Annotated in this window: 22 protein-coding genes and 1 tRNA gene; 7 read left to right on the top strand and 16 right to left on the bottom strand. The window is 65.7% G+C overall.

Annotated elements, in window-relative coordinates; translation table 11 throughout:
• Positions 1-2: 2 nt before the first annotated feature.
• The gene (locus HSRCO_RS01345) at positions 3-479 is read left to right on the top strand and encodes a hypothetical protein (protein ID WP_259518586.1); all 477 of its coding nucleotides are present in this window, start codon (positions 3-5) and stop codon (positions 477-479) included.
• A 1-nt stretch (position 480) separates the two neighbouring features.
• Positions 481-738 (top strand): hypothetical protein, encoded by a 258-nt coding sequence (locus HSRCO_RS01340; RefSeq protein ID WP_259518585.1) that lies wholly within the window; start codon positions 481-483, stop codon positions 736-738.
• A 268-nt stretch (positions 739-1006) separates the two neighbouring features.
• Here the strand turns inward: HSRCO_RS01340 and HSRCO_RS01335 are convergent, their stop codons facing one another.
• From HSRCO_RS01335 to HSRCO_RS01285, 11 genes are all read right to left on the bottom strand, one after another.
• Positions 1007-1603: a tyrosine-type recombinase/integrase gene (locus HSRCO_RS01335; protein WP_259518584.1), complete on the bottom strand. Its 597-nt coding sequence runs from the start codon at positions 1601-1603 to the stop codon at positions 1007-1009.
• The gene (locus tag HSRCO_RS01330) at positions 1600-1833 is read right to left on the bottom strand and encodes a hypothetical protein (protein WP_259518583.1); all 234 of its coding nucleotides are present in this window, start codon (positions 1831-1833) and stop codon (positions 1600-1602) included. The genes HSRCO_RS01335 and HSRCO_RS01330 overlap by 4 nt, the downstream gene beginning before the upstream one ends.
• Complete coding sequence (locus HSRCO_RS01325; RefSeq protein ID WP_259518582.1) at positions 1830-2282, bottom strand: DUF6884 domain-containing protein; 453 nt, start codon at positions 2280-2282, stop codon at positions 1830-1832. Before HSRCO_RS01325 ends, HSRCO_RS01330 begins: the two co-directional genes overlap by 4 nt.
• The gene (locus HSRCO_RS01320) at positions 2275-3189 is read right to left on the bottom strand and encodes a hypothetical protein (protein WP_259518581.1); all 915 of its coding nucleotides are present in this window, start codon (positions 3187-3189) and stop codon (positions 2275-2277) included. The genes HSRCO_RS01325 and HSRCO_RS01320 overlap by 8 nt, the downstream gene beginning before the upstream one ends.
• Positions 3182-3511, bottom strand: coding sequence for a hypothetical protein (locus HSRCO_RS01315; RefSeq protein ID WP_259518580.1), 330 nt, complete (start codon positions 3509-3511; stop codon positions 3182-3184). Before HSRCO_RS01315 ends, HSRCO_RS01320 begins: the two co-directional genes overlap by 8 nt.
• The gene (locus HSRCO_RS01310; RefSeq protein WP_259518579.1) at positions 3508-3765 is read right to left on the bottom strand and encodes a hypothetical protein; all 258 of its coding nucleotides are present in this window, start codon (positions 3763-3765) and stop codon (positions 3508-3510) included. The genes HSRCO_RS01315 and HSRCO_RS01310 overlap by 4 nt, the downstream gene beginning before the upstream one ends.
• Positions 3758-4609 carry an SWIM zinc finger family protein gene (locus HSRCO_RS01305; RefSeq protein WP_259518578.1) on the bottom strand — a complete coding sequence of 284 codons (852 nt, stop codon included), beginning with the start codon at positions 4607-4609 and terminating at the stop codon, positions 3758-3760. Before HSRCO_RS01305 ends, HSRCO_RS01310 begins: the two co-directional genes overlap by 8 nt.
• A complete protein-coding gene (locus tag HSRCO_RS01300; RefSeq protein ID WP_259518577.1) occupies positions 4606-5040 on the bottom strand; it encodes a ribbon-helix-helix domain-containing protein in 435 nt (144 codons plus the stop codon). The genes HSRCO_RS01305 and HSRCO_RS01300 overlap by 4 nt, the downstream gene beginning before the upstream one ends.
• Before the next feature lie 452 nt (positions 5041-5492).
• Positions 5493-5565, bottom strand: a tRNA-Pro gene (locus tag HSRCO_RS01295).
• A gap of 49 nt (positions 5566-5614) precedes the next feature.
• On the bottom strand, positions 5615-6211 hold the full coding sequence (trmY, locus tag HSRCO_RS01290; RefSeq protein ID WP_259518576.1) for a tRNA (pseudouridine(54)-N(1))-methyltransferase TrmY: 597 nt from the start codon (positions 6209-6211) through the stop codon (positions 5615-5617).
• A gap of 38 nt (positions 6212-6249) precedes the next feature.
• Positions 6250-7260, bottom strand: coding sequence for a hypothetical protein (locus HSRCO_RS01285; RefSeq protein WP_259518575.1), 1011 nt, complete (start codon positions 7258-7260; stop codon positions 6250-6252).
• 91 nt (positions 7261-7351) lie between these two features.
• On the opposite strand from HSRCO_RS01285, the gene HSRCO_RS01280 reads away from it, so the two are divergent.
• Together HSRCO_RS01280 and rnhB are read left to right on the top strand one after the other, a co-directional pair.
• On the top strand, positions 7352-8632 hold the full coding sequence (locus HSRCO_RS01280; RefSeq protein ID WP_259518574.1) for a tRNA pseudouridine(54/55) synthase Pus10: 1281 nt from the start codon (positions 7352-7354) through the stop codon (positions 8630-8632).
• Positions 8633-8712: 80 nt separating this feature from the next.
• Positions 8713-9354: a ribonuclease HII gene (rnhB, locus tag HSRCO_RS01275; protein ID WP_259518573.1), complete on the top strand. Its 642-nt coding sequence runs from the start codon at positions 8713-8715 to the stop codon at positions 9352-9354.
• Here the strand turns inward: rnhB and HSRCO_RS01270 are convergent.
• The 4 genes from HSRCO_RS01270 to HSRCO_RS01255 all read right to left on the bottom strand — a co-directional run bounded on the left by HSRCO_RS01270 (position 9351) and on the right by HSRCO_RS01255 (position 13113).
• Complete coding sequence (locus HSRCO_RS01270) at positions 9351-9740, bottom strand: methylated-DNA--[protein]-cysteine S-methyltransferase (protein ID WP_259518572.1); 390 nt, start codon at positions 9738-9740, stop codon at positions 9351-9353. The genes rnhB and HSRCO_RS01270 overlap by 4 nt on opposite strands.
• A 209-nt stretch (positions 9741-9949) precedes the next feature.
• Positions 9950-11503: a preprotein translocase subunit SecD gene (locus HSRCO_RS01265; RefSeq protein ID WP_259518571.1), complete on the bottom strand. Its 1554-nt coding sequence runs from the start codon at positions 11501-11503 to the stop codon at positions 9950-9952.
• Positions 11500-12363 (bottom strand): protein translocase subunit SecF, encoded by an 864-nt coding sequence (gene secF, locus HSRCO_RS01260; protein WP_259518570.1) that lies wholly within the window; start codon positions 12361-12363, stop codon positions 11500-11502. Before secF ends, HSRCO_RS01265 begins: the two co-directional genes overlap by 4 nt.
• Positions 12364-12501: 138 nt before the next feature.
• Positions 12502-13113 carry a metal-dependent hydrolase gene (locus tag HSRCO_RS01255; protein ID WP_259518569.1) on the bottom strand — a complete coding sequence of 204 codons (612 nt, stop codon included), beginning with the start codon at positions 13111-13113 and terminating at the stop codon, positions 12502-12504.
• A 166-nt stretch (positions 13114-13279) separates the two neighbouring features.
• Here HSRCO_RS01255 and HSRCO_RS01250 point away from each other — a divergent pair, with 166 nt between their 5' ends.
• Positions 13280-13861 carry a hypothetical protein gene (locus tag HSRCO_RS01250; protein ID WP_396266436.1) on the top strand — a complete coding sequence of 194 codons (582 nt, stop codon included), beginning with the start codon at positions 13280-13282 and terminating at the stop codon, positions 13859-13861.
• On the opposite strand, the gene HSRCO_RS01245 is transcribed toward HSRCO_RS01250, so the two are convergent.
• Complete coding sequence (locus tag HSRCO_RS01245; protein ID WP_259518567.1) at positions 13858-14322, bottom strand: DUF5812 family protein; 465 nt, start codon at positions 14320-14322, stop codon at positions 13858-13860. The two genes, HSRCO_RS01250 and HSRCO_RS01245, sit on opposite strands and share 4 nt — an antisense overlap.
• A gap of 84 nt (positions 14323-14406) precedes the next feature.
• Here HSRCO_RS01245 and HSRCO_RS01240 point away from each other — a divergent pair, with 84 nt between their 5' ends.
• Positions 14407-15681, top strand: coding sequence for a glucose-6-phosphate isomerase (locus HSRCO_RS01240; RefSeq protein ID WP_259518566.1), 1275 nt, complete (start codon positions 14407-14409; stop codon positions 15679-15681).
• Between the two features lie 48 nt (positions 15682-15729).
• Complete coding sequence (locus HSRCO_RS01235) at positions 15730-16803, top strand: CPBP family intramembrane glutamic endopeptidase (protein WP_259518565.1); 1074 nt, start codon at positions 15730-15732, stop codon at positions 16801-16803.
• Positions 16804-16850 lie beyond the last annotated feature (47 nt).

Below are 16850 nucleotides of genomic sequence, written 5' to 3'. Positions count from 1 at the left end.
TCATGTCGGGGACCTACTCGGACGACTGGGACGGGGGACTGGTCGGCAACCTTCCCGAGGAGAATACCGACAACGATAGCGATCTGGCCGAGGAGTCTGACGGTTACGGTGGTTCGCTCGAAGACGCCGAGGAAAGCGAAGGTAGTGGGTGGTTTGATGGGTGGGGGACCGCAATCGACCCGGAGACCGGTTGTGGAGGGTACGCCGGCTGCGGACTCATCGCGGAGCCGGGTGAGGAGCAAACGAGTGGGGGAGCGAGTGAGGAAGCCGTCGAAGATACCCAGGACGTCATCAGCGATTACCAGGACGATGCAGACCACGTCGCCGAGCAGACCGACCCGGAGGCCATTCGGGTGTTCGTCGACGAAACGGTACCCGATATTCGGTCAATGCCGTGGTGGGTGTACGTCGGCCTTCTGCTGATTCTGCTCATCGCCCTTCGACCGTACGCTTCACTCGGTGCGGAGGTGGCCGGGTAACATGGACATGCTCGCCATCCTCGGCCCGGCGCTCGGTGGCTTCGGCGCTGGAGCGGCGGGGACCCTCGTCACGGTCGGTAAGTGGGTGTACGACGCTCGGCAGGCCGCCAACGAAAGCCTTCGATTGCTCAAGGGGTCCGACGAGATCGACGGCGACGGCGTAATCGAGATCGTGGAGGATAATCGTCGCATCGCCCGAGCAAACCGGAAGGCGATACGGCAGGCGGAGGGAGCGCCGGACCCTCGGCGGTTCGAATGATGCCCGCTGAAGCCCTTTCACAGACGGTCGAGGTACCGTTGTGGATGCTTGTCGTCTTCATGGCTTATTCAGAGCGCCGGCTCGTTCAGTTGCTCGGCCCGGTTCGCGAACGTCTGCGGTTGTAGCCTTTTCATTTGCCGACGTTCTCGTAGAGGGACACCAGCGGAGCGTGGAGAGAGCGCGACGGTGCGACCGATTGGACATGGGTAAAGCGAAATCGCTCAGACGGCGGTCTGAAGCGAATTCGAGAATGGAATCGGAAGTTCGATCAGACGGTATCTAAATGAGCGTACTTCCGGTCGGTCGTCGAGAGAGAAGCGTGTCGAAGCCGGCCCTTGACGGCGTAGATGTCCTTGCCCTCGATCCGGAGCATCCGGTAGGCGACCGAGTGGCGTAGCGTGTGTGCCGAGACGTCGTCGGGCTCGCCCTGGCCGACCTGGAGGTGCGGCCGAACGTCGGCCCGCTCTGCCAGTCGCTTCACCACGTTGTTGATGGCCTTCGGCGATAGACGGTCAGTCGAGCGCCCCGGCCACAGCGCGATACTGGTGTCGGTTCTCGACGAGATGAACGCCCGTAGTGAGCGAACCGTCCGGAGATCGCCGGACTGGTCGAGTTCCATCGTCACCGGCGGTGGTGAGTTGTCGTTGGGGTAGTCCTTCTGGATCGGACCCGGGACGAAGAGGGTCCCGTCGTCGAGGTCGAGCATGTCCCTGTCGATGGCTGCGGCCTCGGCTCGACGAAGGCCCGTGTCGTAGAGCAGAGTGACGAGCGCCTCGTCGCGGTGACCATTTCGTCCCTGGTGTGCGACGTCGCGCATCGCCTCGACCTGGTCAGGCTTGAGCCACGCAACTTCCGAATTCGTCATTTGGGCACCTCACCCCCGACACCGTTTATATACTTCCGGTCGGTTTTGGCCTCCGAACTTCCGTTTCCGTATATAGAATCGGAAGGTGTGTTTTCGTTCTTCCAGGGGATGTCCCCGCACTCGTGACACCGCTCGAACTGGAAGGTCGTCGCTTCGCACTCGGGACACTCGCGAGAGTATCGGATGTCGTCGCGTTCAACTCCGCGGGCAAGTTGTTCGTTTTTAGTCATGCCTCAACCTCCGTGAGAGTGCCCTGTTTTCCGGGCTGATTCGCTTCCTTCAACGCGGCTTTTCTCTCACCGGGTCGGAGACCTCGGTTGTAATCCAGAACGTCGTAACCCTCCGCTTCCAACTCCGCGAGAAGCGGGTCGACGTACGCCTTTCCGGCGAGAATCGTTACCCTGTCGGCGCCCCAGTAATCCAGGTCGGGGAGGAGATCTCGGAGGACGAAAGCCGCCCACACGTCAGACCGTTCGCTCCGGTGCATCTCGTAATCAGGGACAGCTTCCCAGGGGCGGAGATAGCCGTATTTCCCGGAAAGAACGCCCCAGTAATCGCCTTCCCGACGTGAGAACGTCCTCCGTTTTTGGAAGATGTCACTCGGCCCGTAGAGGTCGGCCGCTCTGTGGACGCCCTCACGCTTCGACTTCGAGCAGGACACGAGAACCACCTCAGTCATCGGCCTGAACACCCCCGAAATCAGCGACCGTCGATTGACTTTTCACTCCGAATTCCTCGTTGAACCGCGTCATGCGATGGGTCGCCTGAACCAAACAGGCGAACTCGAACGCTCCCATCGTGGTGTTCTGATATTGCCCCTCGTCGACGACGCCGAACGGTCTCGCCTGCCAGCGTTTATCGACGATTCTCCCGTTTCGAAGTGCCTGGGATAGGGTGCTGTTGTCCACCGAATCGAGAAGTGTCGGTTCCTCCCTGACGGCACTCACAAGCTCGTCGTCGAGTCCCCAGCCGAGACCGTGAACCTCCGGTTCAGCCCCGACCGCTTCGCGAAATTCGAGTAGGGAATCGACGCGTTGGCTCGTCGGCGCGTCTTTGAGACCGCCAAGCATGTATCGGTGATCGAGGTGAGACTCCTCGATTATCGGGTAGACGTCTGCGACATGTTCGTCGTATGGTGGTTGAAGCGGAATGTACGCCCTCGGGTGTTTCTCCGGGTGGTGGACATCGACGAACTCGCGGATACTCTCGGTGGTGGCGTCGCGATCGTGCAGGTGATCCTTCGCCACGACCGCCGTTGCGTGGCGATCGACGGCGTGTTCGAGGACCTCCGCATTCGTCAGATCCTTCGATATCGCCGAGTCCATGATCCGGTCTTGTGACCGCCAGAACGAAGCAGGATAGGACTCTGCGGCGTTCTGGAGTCGGTACGGCCAAGGGTGCTTGAGCGACGAGGCGGCGTAGATGCGGACCGGACTCGCTTCGAGAAGGACCTCCAGCCGGCGGAAGTACCCCAGTGCGAGACCCGGGTCAAACGTGTCCAATTCGTCGGCGGTGGCACGGAACTCATCGGGGTGGTTTGCGACCCTCCCGTGATGATCAACTCCCGCATCTAATTTGTCACTCATCGTCATTCTCCTCGAATGCGGGATACCGGACTGCGTGCGGAAGCGCGGTCTCGTCGTGGATTACTCGGCAAGTCGCTCCAGAAAGCATGTTTTCGACGACGTCGGGGGCCAATATTCGAGCCATGTAGAGTCCTCCACCTGACCCGTATCCGACCACGTAGAGGCCTGCGTCAGTGCCTCGGACATAGACCTCACGATTGGTTTCGAAGGTTGCTTGGAGCGTTTCTGCCAGGTCGGCGTTGAGGACCTTCTTGGCCTTCGTCCGGGTCGTTAGTGACGACAGCGGAACCGACGAGTCTGGCGACTTTGTCTGTCCGCTCACGCCGACCCCTCCCGGATGGCCGCTCTGCGCTCGTTCAGCGCGGCGAGCACGTCCTCACGGGGCCCGAGGTCCTCCTCGACGGCAAACCAACAGTCCAGGCGTGTCCCGTCGGTGATGCCCCGGATGACCGCGTAGGTAGTCTTGTCCGGCTCGGCGAGATATCGGGCGGGATCCTCGCCGATCCGCTTTGCGATGGCCGGGTAGCGGGGGCGCTCGTCGTCCTCGACGTCCAGCCGTCGACCGGCCTTAGACATCGGGATCGGCCCCCAGCACCTTTTTCCAGGCCAATTTTGCACGCTCGCCCTTGCTCGGCCGGTGGGCGTCGTGCCACGGGTCGGCGTCGGCGTCGTTCGATTGGACCGCCGTCTCGATCTGGTCGGGAGTTAGCACTCGGAACTTGTCGATAAATCCGGGATCAGAGGGGTCGCGGTCGTCGGCGTAGACCGCGACGACGTACCGACCGCCGTCCATGAGTAGGTGCAGGAGTTCCTCGCGCCAGATCGTGAGCCGGCCAGCGGTGTACTTCTGGTTCCCGTTGCGGTCGGTCCCGTTCTTGATTCGTTCCTGAGCACCCTTGATTTGGATAGGCGTGCCCGGCTCGATGGGGCCCGGCGTCTTCTTCGTGGCTCTCGCGTCGTAGAAGGGCGCATCGATCAACTCGAGGGCGACGTACTCGGCGACGGCCTGCTCGACGAGGTCGCCGTAGCTGGGTGCCCGACCGTTCGACGTCGTCGACGTCGTCGCGACGGCGGTGCCACCGTCGGTCATGGCACGACGAGCGGGCGGTGTGCGGCCGTCCGACTCGTCGACGACCGGTGAGTCGGGGTCGGCGAAGACCGCCCACATGTGCTTGCAGACGGTCGAGCGGAACTCGAAGTCCGGACAGGTGCAGGTGCCCTGGTAGCCCTCAGGAGTAGCCTCCAGGTCGACGACGTGGCCCTCGTCGCTGTCCGGGAATCGGACGGCGAAGCGGTTGACGCCATCCTGGACGATCTCGACGTCTGCCAGGTGGCGGTCGTTGTAGCGGCTGCCGCGGTCGTACCGGTCGGCGTGCTCGAATCGGGCTTCGGCGCGAGAAAAGCGAAGCGGGTCGGTCATGCCGAACCGACCTCCGGCGAGAGTGGGCGGACGTGGTAGGCGACGTGGTCGATCCCCTGGATGACGTCGACGAGACCGGCATTCACGAGCGGGTTGAGAACGGCGACCTCCAGGGCCGACCGACCCGGCCCCTGGTTCGTCTCGGCCTTCGCCTTCGACTTGCTCGTCGCCTCGGCGAGCGCCGGGTCGGCGGCCAACTTGTCGATGCGACCTCCGCCGTTGGTAAGGTCGAGAAGCTCTCGGTAGCCACGACGTGCCGTGTCCGGGAGTTCGTCGAGGTCGCCGTCGAGATCGGCCGGTTCGGTCGCCTCGATGAAGCGCTCGACCGCGGCGGCGACGGCTTCCGACCGCGTCATGTGCTCCGGAATGACGTCGTCGAGAGTGGCGGCCAGGTCCTCGTCGACCCGTGCCGTGATTGGCGTGGTGCTCACGCCGACCACCTCCGACCGCCGGCCTCGCGTGTGTGCGCACCCGCCCGCTGCCGGCTTCGCCGGCAATATGCCGCGCGGCCATGTACGCCCCCGGGGGCGCTTGAGCGAGTCTCGCGTTCCGGGGAGGGGGAGGGGTGTATACACCCGAATATTCTGGCGGTAGTGCCCTCGTAGCCCCGGCGAATAGGTGTATACAGGGGTGGGCCGATTGTATACACCCCTGGGGGTGACGCCCGGATCATGGCCGGCACGCCCCCTTGTCGAGCGCCGGACAATTCTGGCCGACCTGCTCGATGTACTCACCGCAATAGTTGCAGATCGGAAGTTCTCGGCCTGGATCATCCTCGGCCGTGTAAGAGTCGTCGAGACGAGGGGCACCACCCCTCATTGACGACACCCCCGAAAACCCGCTAAACCTGTCAGTGAAGGCTGGAAAAGGGGTATATAGGTAGTGGGCCGGCGCGAATTTGAATCGCGGTTACGGCCACCCGAAGGCCGAAGGATACCAAGCTACCCCACCGGCCCGCACGGGGAAATAGGTCCGTGAGTGCCTTTAACGCTTCCGAAAGCGCGGCTAATACCGGGCGAAGCCGTCGGTGTCGAGCCAGTTGTGGACCACCGTCACGGCGTGGTCCGCGTGCAGGATCTCCGGGCCGAGACGCACGCGATGCTCGGCGTACTCCTCGAGCAGCGCGGTCTCCTCCTCGGTGAAATCGCGATGATCCGAGAGGACGAACGCGGGGTCTGCGGGCGGTTCGACCGTCGCGATGGCGTCGCCGTCCTCGTGCAACTGGAGGATGGTCGCGTCGCGGGCCACCGTTTCCAGCACCGGCTCGAACCCGCGCTTCGAGATGTGGATACCGGGCGTGCTCTCGGCCTCCTGGTGGCCGATGGCATCGCCTTTCACCTCCAGCGCGGACCGCAGGAGGGAAGCGACATTGCGCTCGTCGGGGTTCATGTAGCGGAGTTCGCTGCCCTCGATGCGGACGGTGAGGCTGTCGTCGAGGACGAGATACACCCGGACGTCCTCGCGGATATCGTGGGATAGGAAGACGGCCGAGGAGACGACTCTGCAGAGGACGTCGAGTCGACCGGCACCCCCGGCGAGGTCGTCGAGGGCGAAATCGGGGTCCGTCGGGGCGTCGTGCCCGAGGACGATGAACTGACGCATACGGGAGCGAGGCGGGCCAGCGGAAAAGGTCGACCGATTCACTCGCGGATGGCCGCGCGCTGGTCGGGGACGAGGTCGAGGTCGGGGTCGACGTCACCGAGGACCAGCAGGGCCCAGTAGCGGAGGTAGGTCTGGACGGGGACCTGGACGAAGGCGACCACCGCGAGCATGAGGAGAGCGAAGGGGATGCCGAGGACCGCGAACACCACCACGTTCAATGCGGGGATGCCGACGGCCACCGCGCCGAAGAAGAGGAGCGCGAAGGGGATGGCGACGACGATGGCGAGGACGGCCATCGCGATGCCGACCACGATGCCGACGGCGATCATCACGAACAGGCCGACGAGGACGAAGACGCCGAACTGCAGCCAGTTGCCGCGCATGACGCCCCAGAGGCGCCGCCAGCCGGAGACGACGCCGCGGTCTTCGAGGAGCATGATCGGTGCCACGAACGCGGTAGTGAACACGTAGACGATGCTCCCGAGGACCGAACCGAGGATGAAGACCGGTATCAGCAGGGCGAAGAGGACGAGATAGCTCGGGTCGAAACCGAGCAGGGCGGGACCGACGGCCAACAGCGCCACCGACCCGACCACGAGGACGCCGAGGAATCCGAAGATCAGCCGGAACGCGAAGAGTCGGGTGCCGGCACCGGTGTACCGCGAGGAGTACTCGCGAATGCGGACCTCGTCGTTGCGTATCGACTCGAGGAACGTGAACTCGAATATCGAGGCGATCCACGCCAGGAGTGCGCCCAGGAGGACGAACACGAGGACGACGGCGACGATGGCCAGGAGATTGGTCTCGAAAAACCGTGCCAGGTCGGCTCCCGTGCCACCCATCCACCGGTCGACGGGGACGGTCCCGCCGTCGGGGGTGTACTGGACGGTGTTGCCCGGCGCACCGCCACCACCGCCGCCACCGCCGGTTCCCGCGACGAACAGCGAGAGGAGGGCGAGACGGGCCCAGCGACCGAACTCGAACGGCCAGAGGAACGACCGGGTGGCTTCGAATGCGTCCGTGAGATCGTCGACTGCGTGGAGGGCCATATCGCATACGTGTCGCTCATCCCACATAGTGGTACTGTGCCAACCGGGCGCAATCGAAGGATACGTGGCCGTCGGCCGGATAGAGGGCGCCATGAGCCTGCTGGACGACGCGCGTGCGGTCCTCGCCGAGGGACCGGTCTGCGACGCCTGCCTGGGACGGCCCTTCGCGGACCGGAGTTTCGGCCTGACGAATGCCGAACGGGGCCGGGCACTCCGCGTCGCGGTCGCGATGGCCGTCGACGAGCCCTACGAGACTCCCGACGAGCAATGCTGGGTCTGTGAGGGATTGTGCGAGACGTTCGACGACTGGGCCGACCGCGTGGTCGACGCCATCGGCGACGTCGAGTTCGAGACCTACCAGGTCGGCACGCGTCCGCCACCGCTCGTCGAGGAGAACGAGGCGATGCTCCGGGATCTGGCAGGACTGTCGGACGACGCCGGCGAACCGTTCAAATCCGAGTTCAACCGCGAGGTGGGAAAGCGCGTCGGGCAGGAGACGGGCGCCGAGGTGGATTTCAACCGGCCTGACGTCCAGGCCACCATCGACGTCGAGGGCGACGCGGTCGAGGTGCACGTCAACTCGGCGTTCGTCTACGGCCGCTATCGAAAGCTCGAACGCGGCATCCCCCAGACCGAGTGGCCCTGCCGAGAGTGTGGCGGCAGTGGAGAGCGGGCCGGTGAGCCCTGTCTGTACTGCGAGGGGACGGGCTACCAGTACCCCGAAAGCGTCGAGCAGTTGACCACCCCTCCCGTCGTCGAGGCGATGGACGGCGATTCCGCGACGTTCCACGGCGCCGGCAGAGAGGACATCGACGCCCGGATGCTCGGAACGGGCCGTCCCTTCGTCATCGAAGTCGAGACGCCCCGCAAGCGGTCCCCCGACGTGACCGTCCTCGAAGAAGCCATCAACGACTTCGCCGAGGGAGCCGTCGAAGTCGAGGACATCCATCTCGCGACCTACGAGATGGTCGAACGCGTGAAGGAACTCGACGCGTCGAAGACCTACCGTGCCGAGGTCGAGTTCGGGGCGTCAGTGGATCCCGACGCCCTCGACGAGGCGATGGCGACACTCGAGGGGGAGACGATCGAACAGTCGACGCCCGAGCGTGTGGACCATCGGCGGGCGAGCAAGGTCCGGAAGCGCCAGGTCTACGAGGCCGCTGGTACGATGTCGGACGACACCCACGCGACCGTCGAGATCCACGGCGAGGGCGGTCTCTACATCAAGGAGTTGATCAGCAGCGACAACGGTCGGACGGAGCCGAGCCTGGCCGGCCTCCTCGACGTCGACGCGATGGTCACCCACCTCGACGTACTGGCCGTCGAGGGCGAGTCGGAACCGTTCGAGGACGACGACTTCTTCAGGGACTGAGCGTGCCGCGGGCGGGGCGACTCGGCTCTACCGGGCGTCGGGACGAAACGACTAACCTGCCGGCGGTCGAGTGCCGAAGCATGCGATTTGGGGTCGACGAAGCCGGGAAGGGGCCCGTTCTGGGATCGATGTTCGCAGCCGCGGTGCTCGCCGACCCCGACACCATCCCCGACGGGGTCGCCGACTCGAAACGGCTCAGTCCCGCTCGCCGCGAGGCCCTGGCCGCGACGCTCCGCGAGGACCCGGACGTCCACGTCGGCGTCGCGGAGATCACCACCTCCGTCATCGACGACCCACAGACCGACATGAACACGTTGACCGTTCGCGCCCAGGCCGAGGCGCTCTCCCAGGTCGCCAGGGACGGCGTCCACGGCCTCCTCGACGCTGGCGATACCGACGAAGTGCGGTTCGCCCACCGGGTCCGCGAGCGGGTCGGGGCGGACCTCGACATCACTGCAGAACACGGTGCCGACGACAGCGACGACCTCGTCGCCGCCGCGAGCATCATCGCGAAGGTCGAACGCGACGCCCACGTCGAATCGCTGGCGGCGGGGTACGAGGCCGACCTGGGCAGCGGGTACCCGAGCGACGAGACGACGATCTCCTTTCTCACCGACTATCTGGCGACGGCGGGACAGCTCCCCGACTGTGCGAGAACCTCGTGGTCGACCTGCCAGCGTCTCGTCTCGGACGCCGAGCAGGCCGACCTCGACCAGTTCTAGTCGAGCACGCCCTCGTGGGCGAGCAGTCGCTCCTTGAGCGAGACGCCGCCGGGTGCCGAGTACCCCCCGAGTGAATCCGCCGCGACGACGCGGTGACAGGGGACGATGAGCGGCACGGGATTCCGGCCGGCACCCTGCCCCACGGCGACTGGTGCCGTGTCCAGCGTTTCTGCCAGATCGCCGTAGGTCCTGGTCTCGCCGTACGGAATCTCGGCCATCGCCCGCATGACTCGCCCGACAAACGAGTCGGGATAGGTGACCGAGAGGTCGAACGCCTGCCGGTCGCCAGCGGCGTACTCGTCGAGCTGGCGGACCATGGCGGTCCGGTCGGCGGCGACCAGGTCCGCGTCGATGGTCACGCCACCGCCGAGCAGGGTGTACTCCATGCGGCGAGGAGTGCTTACACGGGCAAAACGGTTCGGCTATCGTGGCGAACAGGCGACACGTGGGGCAATCGGAAGGCTCGGTCATCTACCGAGCGCGAATCCACGAACACCGGGCGGTGTGTCGCACTCCCGCGTGGCCGACCCGGTGGTGACGATCAGCGCATGGCGACCGGTGGCCCGGTCCCGGTACAAGAAGGTTCGGTGGCCGGTCAGCGATCCATCGTGAGCAACCGCCGGAGGATGTCACCGTACGCGGGCCGGGTGACCACCACACCCACGATGACGCCGAGGATGGTGATGATGGCGAACCCACGGAGGTCGCCGAGGCTGAGCACGGCGAGCGGGCTCATCGCGATGATGGTCGTCGCGGCTGCTGCGCCGATGACCCAGAGCGCCTTGCGGAATCGGCTCTGGAAGACCCGCCGCGAGGACACCTGCTCGGCCATCACCTCGTCGGCGATGATGACCAGGTCGTCCACCCCCGTCCCGACCACGGCGATCAGCCCGGCGATATGCGAGAGGTCCAGCGCCAGATTGACCGTCGCCGCGAAGCCGAGGAGGATGTACACCTCGGAGAGGGCAGTGACGATCATCGGCAGCGCGATCCGCGGCTCACGGTACCGGAAGAACACGGCCCCGCTGACCGCGAAGACCGCCAGGATGCCCGTGATCAATGAGTAGGTCTTGAACTGCGATCCCATGCTGGGCGCCATGAAGAACGTGTCCTCGACCGACAGCGGGGCGGGCAGCGACCCGGCACGAAGGTCGACGTTCAGCTGTCGCGCCTCCTCCATGCTCGTCGCGGTGATGACGAAGGACGGGTCCTTGACGAACTCCCCATTGGCGAAGGATCTACCGAGTTCCTCGACCACACTTGCACTGTAGACGACCTCGCCGTCACGGACCGTCAGGAGGCAGTAGTCCCCCTCGTTTGCGGAGCCGTTCTCGAACTCACAGGTTCCCCCGGCGCCCTCGTCGGCGAATCCGTACTCGGTCATGTCCGCCGCATACTGCGACGCGACGTCGTCGGAGAGCGTCACGGGGACGGCGGGTTGCCCACCCCTGACGGTCGTGGGGACGCCTATCTGGCCTTCCTGGAGTTGCTCCTGGGAGAGGACGGTCTCGTTGACCTGTTCGCCGTCACGCGGGAAGTTGGCGTAGATGGTGACGACCCCGCGACTGGTCATGAGGTCGGTGACCTCCGAGACGTTGCGGTTCGCGGCCTCCACGACTATGTAGTGCGTTCCCTGGCCGGTCTGTGCCTGGACGTCCTGGACGTTGGCGGCCGCGAAGCCGCTCGCGTCGATCTTTGCCTGGAGCGTCTCGACGATGTCCGTTCTTGTCGCCTCGGTCACACCGGGGTCGACCGAATCGTACTCGTACCCGCTGTTGTCGAGGGCGGTCTGAAGCTCCGATTCGCTCACCTCGCCGAACGCCTCCACCGTCCCGCCGTTTTGTCCTGGGCGGGCCCGAACGTCGGCCAGCCGAAGGTCTAACTCGTCCGCGACCGTCTGCGTAATTTCGTTCTGGTTGTCCTGGGTGACGTTCACACCGGTCGCGGTGACGCCGTCGACGGTCGCCCGGACGCGGGCGCCACCGGAGAGGTCGAGCCCGTACTGGAGGTTCGTCGCGCTGGATTGTTGTGCCACCGTGCCGTCCTCTGCTGCCGGCTCCGCGAGCCCCGGGGCGAACAGCGCCACCGAACTCAACAGGAGGAGGACCACGAGGGCGGTCACCCGCCAGTACTCCCGGATCGCGCTCATCGGGTCACCCCCTCGAACTTGTACCAGCGAAGGAGCGTCACGTTCATCATGTAGGTGTTCACCAGGTCGGTCACGAGGCCGAACACGAGGATGAGACCGATGGAGGTCAGCAGTTGGATGCCGAAGAGGTAGGCGACGACGGCCATCACGATCATCGCGGCGATGGAGGTCACCGTCATCGTGACACCGGTGCGCATGGCACGCCTGACGCTCTCGTAGAAATCACCCGAGCGCCGGAGGACGTGGTTGTTGAGGAGGATGTCGGAGTCGACGCTATACCCGATCAACATCAGGAGTGCCGCCACGGTACCGAGCGAGAGCTTTATCCCGAAGATGTTCATGAGCGCTATCGGCACGACGATGTCGCCGAACGCCGAGACGACCACGGCGATGCTCGGCACGAAGGTCCGAAAGAGGGCGAAGACGACGAGACTCATCCCGAGGAAGGCCACGCCCACCCCAATGAGCGCCATCCGCTGGGTGCTCTCACCGAACGTTGGGGAGGTACTCGAGGACATCGGCACCTCGAAGCCGGCGTCCTCGGCGAGTTGCTGTTGTTGTTCCGGGTCCGCTGACGGATCGAACGAGACGATGAAGGTGTTCTCCTCCGTCTGGACCGGTTGGACGCTCTGGACCTCCGCGCTGAACGGTTGGGTGACGTCCGTCTGTCCGTCTGGCGCGACGACCCGAAGTTCCGTCCCGCCGGTGAACTCGGTGTCGAGGGCGACCGGCGTCCCCGTCATCGCGAACGTCGCCCCGATGACGACGAGCGCGAGCAGCATGACGGCGACGGGAGGGCCCACCAACTGACGGTTCGAGTACCGGCTGAAGTCGATCTCCGGGACCTCGAGCTGGGGCATAGTTCCGGGTGTGGGATGCCGGAGGATAAGGTTTCTTATGTCCATGCATCACCGCCGGCTACCCGCCAACAGCCGATGGGCCAGCGTGCGCTACGGCTCGGGCACACTGCGAGGAAGACCAGTCGCGCCGTGTCGGACTCAGTGCAGGTCTTCGACGAACCTGGCGGGGACGTGGGTCAGAGCCGCCTCCGGCAACCGACCGACGAGCCATTCGGAGAGCCGGACCATCGGTTTGCGGATCAGGACGTACGTCGCAGAGATGGCGAGAAGCGCGACCACCCCGAGCGTCAGGGGACCCTCGAAGACGGCCAGCGCCGGCAGGGCCATCATGGTGGCCAGGCCCAGATCCTCCGGGGACCCGTCGTACCGGATCCAGCGTCGAGGGACGATCCACTGCCGGTGGAAGTGGCTGTAGACGGCCCGGTCGGAGGTCCCGCGCCACGGGCGAAGTTCGAGGCCACCACCGAAGGCGTCCATCACCGAGTGAACCGCCGCGGCAACGAGGAACAGCGCCCCCGCGACGGTGAGGGTCGTCGGACCCAGGGCTGCGATACCGACCGCGATCGCAGCAGCGACGCTGAAATAGACCGGGTAGTGGAGTGTCTTCCGGTGGCCAGCGTAGAGGTCGAGGTCGGGGAACAGACCCCCGACGGCCGCCGCTGCCACTGCAACGACCGATACCTCGGGAGACACGGCTGCGGCGGCCGCGGCGATCGCGACCCCGGTCAGCACGTGCGTTGTGGCCATCATCGTTGGCGACCATAGGTCGATGTTCAATAAAAATATGTCGGCCATCGACGGTCAGAAAGCTGCGATCACCGATCAGTAGCGGACCCGGGGCATTATCCACCCCGGGCGTGTACCCCCGTTCGTGACGCCTCGTGCCGCCAGACTGGGTCTGTGGGCCGTCCGTGCCATGCAGGCTACCATCGCCGTCATCCTCGGCTGGGGGCTGTGGACGGCGAACGTCAGCGTCGCCATCAACGGCTTCCTGGGACTGACCGTCACGGCGCTCCCGGGCCTCCTCGAACGCGACTTCCAGATAACCATCGGCCCGTGGCTCGCGTCGCTTCTCACACTCGCCATCCTGTTACACACCGTCGGCATGACCGGTCCGTACGAGGCCGTCTGGTGGTGGGACCACCTCACGCATACCTTCTCGGCGAGCATCGTCGCCGTGGTCGGCTACGCCACCACCAGAGCCGTCGACGAACACGTCGACGACATCTACCTCCCCCCGGATTTCATGTACGTGTTCATCGTGCTGTTCACCCTCGCCACCGGCGTTCTCTGGGAAGTCCTCGAGTTCCTCGCCCGAGAACTGGCGCTCGCCACCGGTCAGCAGGCGGTGCTCGTCCAGTACGGTGTCGAGGATACCATCAGGGACCTCATCTTCGACGGGGTCGGGGCGGCCATCGCGGCGGTGTTCGGTATCCCCCGCGCACAGGACCTGGTCGACTCGATCGAACGGGCTCTCGACGTCGATAACGGCGGTTAGGGAAGATATCGCACCGTCACGACGCCCGGCGAGGCGCGGATCTCGACCCGGTCGACCCCGAGCCTGGCGGCCATCCGGAGCGTCGACTCGTCCTCGCGAACGTCGTCGACTGCCGCGTCGGTGAGGTCCGTCGGCACCGTGATGACGTGGATGGCGCCCGTTCCAGCCCGTTCGCGGGTCTCGAGGTCCCCCTCGTCCATGGTCGCGGCCAGGTCGCGACTGGTCTTCGTCGGCCGTTCGTCGCTCACCTCGACGGCGATACTGCGGGTCTCCCGGAGGTCCTCGACGGTCCAGACCGCCTCCATCGGCGGGACCGGGGCGATCGTGGCATCCACGACCTCGTCGACCGATAGTCCCGGATTCTCCCCGAGGGTATGAACCTGGCTGTCAGTCACGTCGGCAAGGACGACGCTGTCCGCGTCCGCGGCGGTCACCAGGAACGTCCCCGACTTGCTGGGCATCGAATCTGGATAGACCGCTCTGGCATTTGCGCGTTACGGAACCGAAGCGCAACACCCTATACCCGCGCGGCCCGCGGTACCTCTATGCGCGTCGATATCGCCAACGCTCTCGCCGAGACGTCGCCCATCGGCGTCCCGCGCGAGGCCCTCGACCGGCTCGACGACCGTGTCGCCAGCGCCCACGAGACCATCCAGCACGGTCGCGACGCCGATTCGTTCGGGTACGCTTCGCTGAACCTCCCGGAGACCACGGACCCGGAGGCCATCCACGATGCCGTCGCGCCATTCGAGGACGTCAGTGCCGTGCTCACCGTGGGTATCGGCGGGAGTGCCCTGGGCGCGAAGACGCTCACGGCGGCACTCGGCGACGGGACGCGAGCGTACTTCCTCGACAACGTGGATCCGGCCCACGTGGAATCCCTGCTCGACGACCTCCCGCTGTCCGAGACCGTCGTCAACGTGGTCTCGAAGTCGGGTACCACCGCCGAGACGCTGGCCAACTTCCTGGTCGTCCGGGAGGCGATGGTCGATGCGGGCGTCGATTGGCGGGAGCGGACACTCGTCACGACGGGGCCCGATGGAAATCTGCGCGACCTCGCAGCGGAACACGATCTGCCGGCACTCGAGGTGCCGGACGGGGTTCCCGGCCGGTTCTCGGTGCTCTCGACGGTCGGGCTGGCCGTCCCGGCGATCGCGGGTGTCGACATCGAGGGAGTACTCGCTGGGGCCAGATCGGTGGCCGCCGACCTGACCGGGTCACTGTTCGAGACGCCCGCGTACGCCTACGGCGCGACGCTGTACGCCCTCGACCGGCGGGGGGCGTCGATGGTGGCGATGATGCCCTACGCAGAGGCCCTCGACCCGTTCGCGGAGTGGTTCGCCCAGCTGTGGGCCGAGAGCCTGGGCAAGGACGGTCTGGGCCAGACGCCGATCCGGGCCCTCGGCGCGACCGACCAGCACTCCCAGTTACAGCTCTACCGCGCGGGTCCGCTCGACAAGGTCGTCACCCTCCTCCAGGTCGGCGAGGGCCCCGACGCGACCATCCCGCCGGCCGATCTCACCGGCCTGGATTACCTCGGCGGCCACTCGCTTCGAGACCTCCTCGACGCCGAGTTCGCAGCCACGGAAGCCAGCCTGGCCAGATCCGGCCAACCGAACGTCAGGGTATCGATCGACCGGGTCGACGCCGAATCGCTCGGATCGTTGCTCTACGAGATGGAGGCCGCCTGCATCCTCGCCGGCGAACTCTACGAGGTGGAGACGTTCACCCAGCCCGCCGTGGAGTGGGGCAAAGAGCGGGCTCGTGAGCTGCTCCGTGGCGAGACGCTCCCGGAGACAGATCGCCTGCTCGTGGAGTGACGTTCCGGAAAACCAGACGCTTTTAGCGCGGCGCCCGTTCGTCGGGCCATGGGTCGATTCGTCCCGTCCGTCGGGTTCGTGCTCGCCGGTCTCGGCGTGGCGGCCAGTCTCGTCGAGTGGAACGGCGTCTTCGCGGCCGACGGTGTGGGGAGCGTCCCGGGGCTGGTGGCCGCACTCGTCGCGATCGTCGCGTTCGGCGCCCGTCGATACGGGGTCGAGGATCGGCGACTCGCTATCCTGGCCGGTGTCGGTACCGGCGGTCTCGCCATCGCCGCGGCGGTGACGCTGCTGTATCCGGTCGAGGCCGCCGATTCGCTCTCGGTCGGGGCCGGACTGCCGGTCGCGTTCGTCCTCGGCATCGTCGGGGTGGGGGTCGCGTACGCGGACTGGCTGGGGCTGGATCGGCAGACGTTCGTGCGGAAGGGGGTCAGTTCTTTCACCGCACTCGCCATCGGGGTGACGGGACTCCTCGTGGGATTCGTCGTGGCAATCGCCGGCCTCACGCTCCTGCCGATAGAGGGACTGGTGCTCCAGCAGGGCGTGAGTACCGTCCTGTTCAGCCTGGGATTGGGCCTGGTCGCGTTCGGGTTCCTCCGGATGCGTGACCTCGGCCTGGACTACATCGACGTTCGATGGCCGGACCGACGGGGCTGGCTGTACGTGATCGGTGGCGTGATCGGCATGTTCGCCGTGCTCGCCGCCGTGAGCTATCTGAGCGCCCTCCTCGGGGTTCCCTCGACCGAACACAGCCTCATCGAGGCGGCCCGTGGAAATCCCGCCATCCTGCTCTGGTTCATCCCCCTCTCGTGGCTCGCCATCGGCCCCGGCGAGGAGTTGCTCTCGCGGAACATCGTCCAGAAGTACCTCTACGAGGGGTTCTCTCGCCGGTCGGCGGTACTGGTCGGGACGCTCGTATTCACCGCCATCCACCTGCCAACCTACGCCACCGGGAGCGCGGCGGCCATCTTCGCCACGCTACTCCGGCTGTTCGCCATCTCACTCGTCCTGGGGGTCGTCTACGAGCGGACCGACAACGTAGTCGTCGCCGCACTGGTCCACGGCACGTACAACGCAATCCAGTTCGGACTGGCGTACCTGGCGCTCACGACCGGCGTGATGTGACGGACGTCTGACGTAGCTTTACGGGGTCTGAAGCGGTACCACAGCAC

Source organism: Halanaeroarchaeum sp. HSR-CO (assembly GCF_024972755.1).
GTDB lineage: Archaea > Halobacteriota > Halobacteria > Halobacteriales > Halobacteriaceae > Halanaeroarchaeum.
This window is presented reverse-complemented; position numbering and strand designations above follow the sequence as displayed.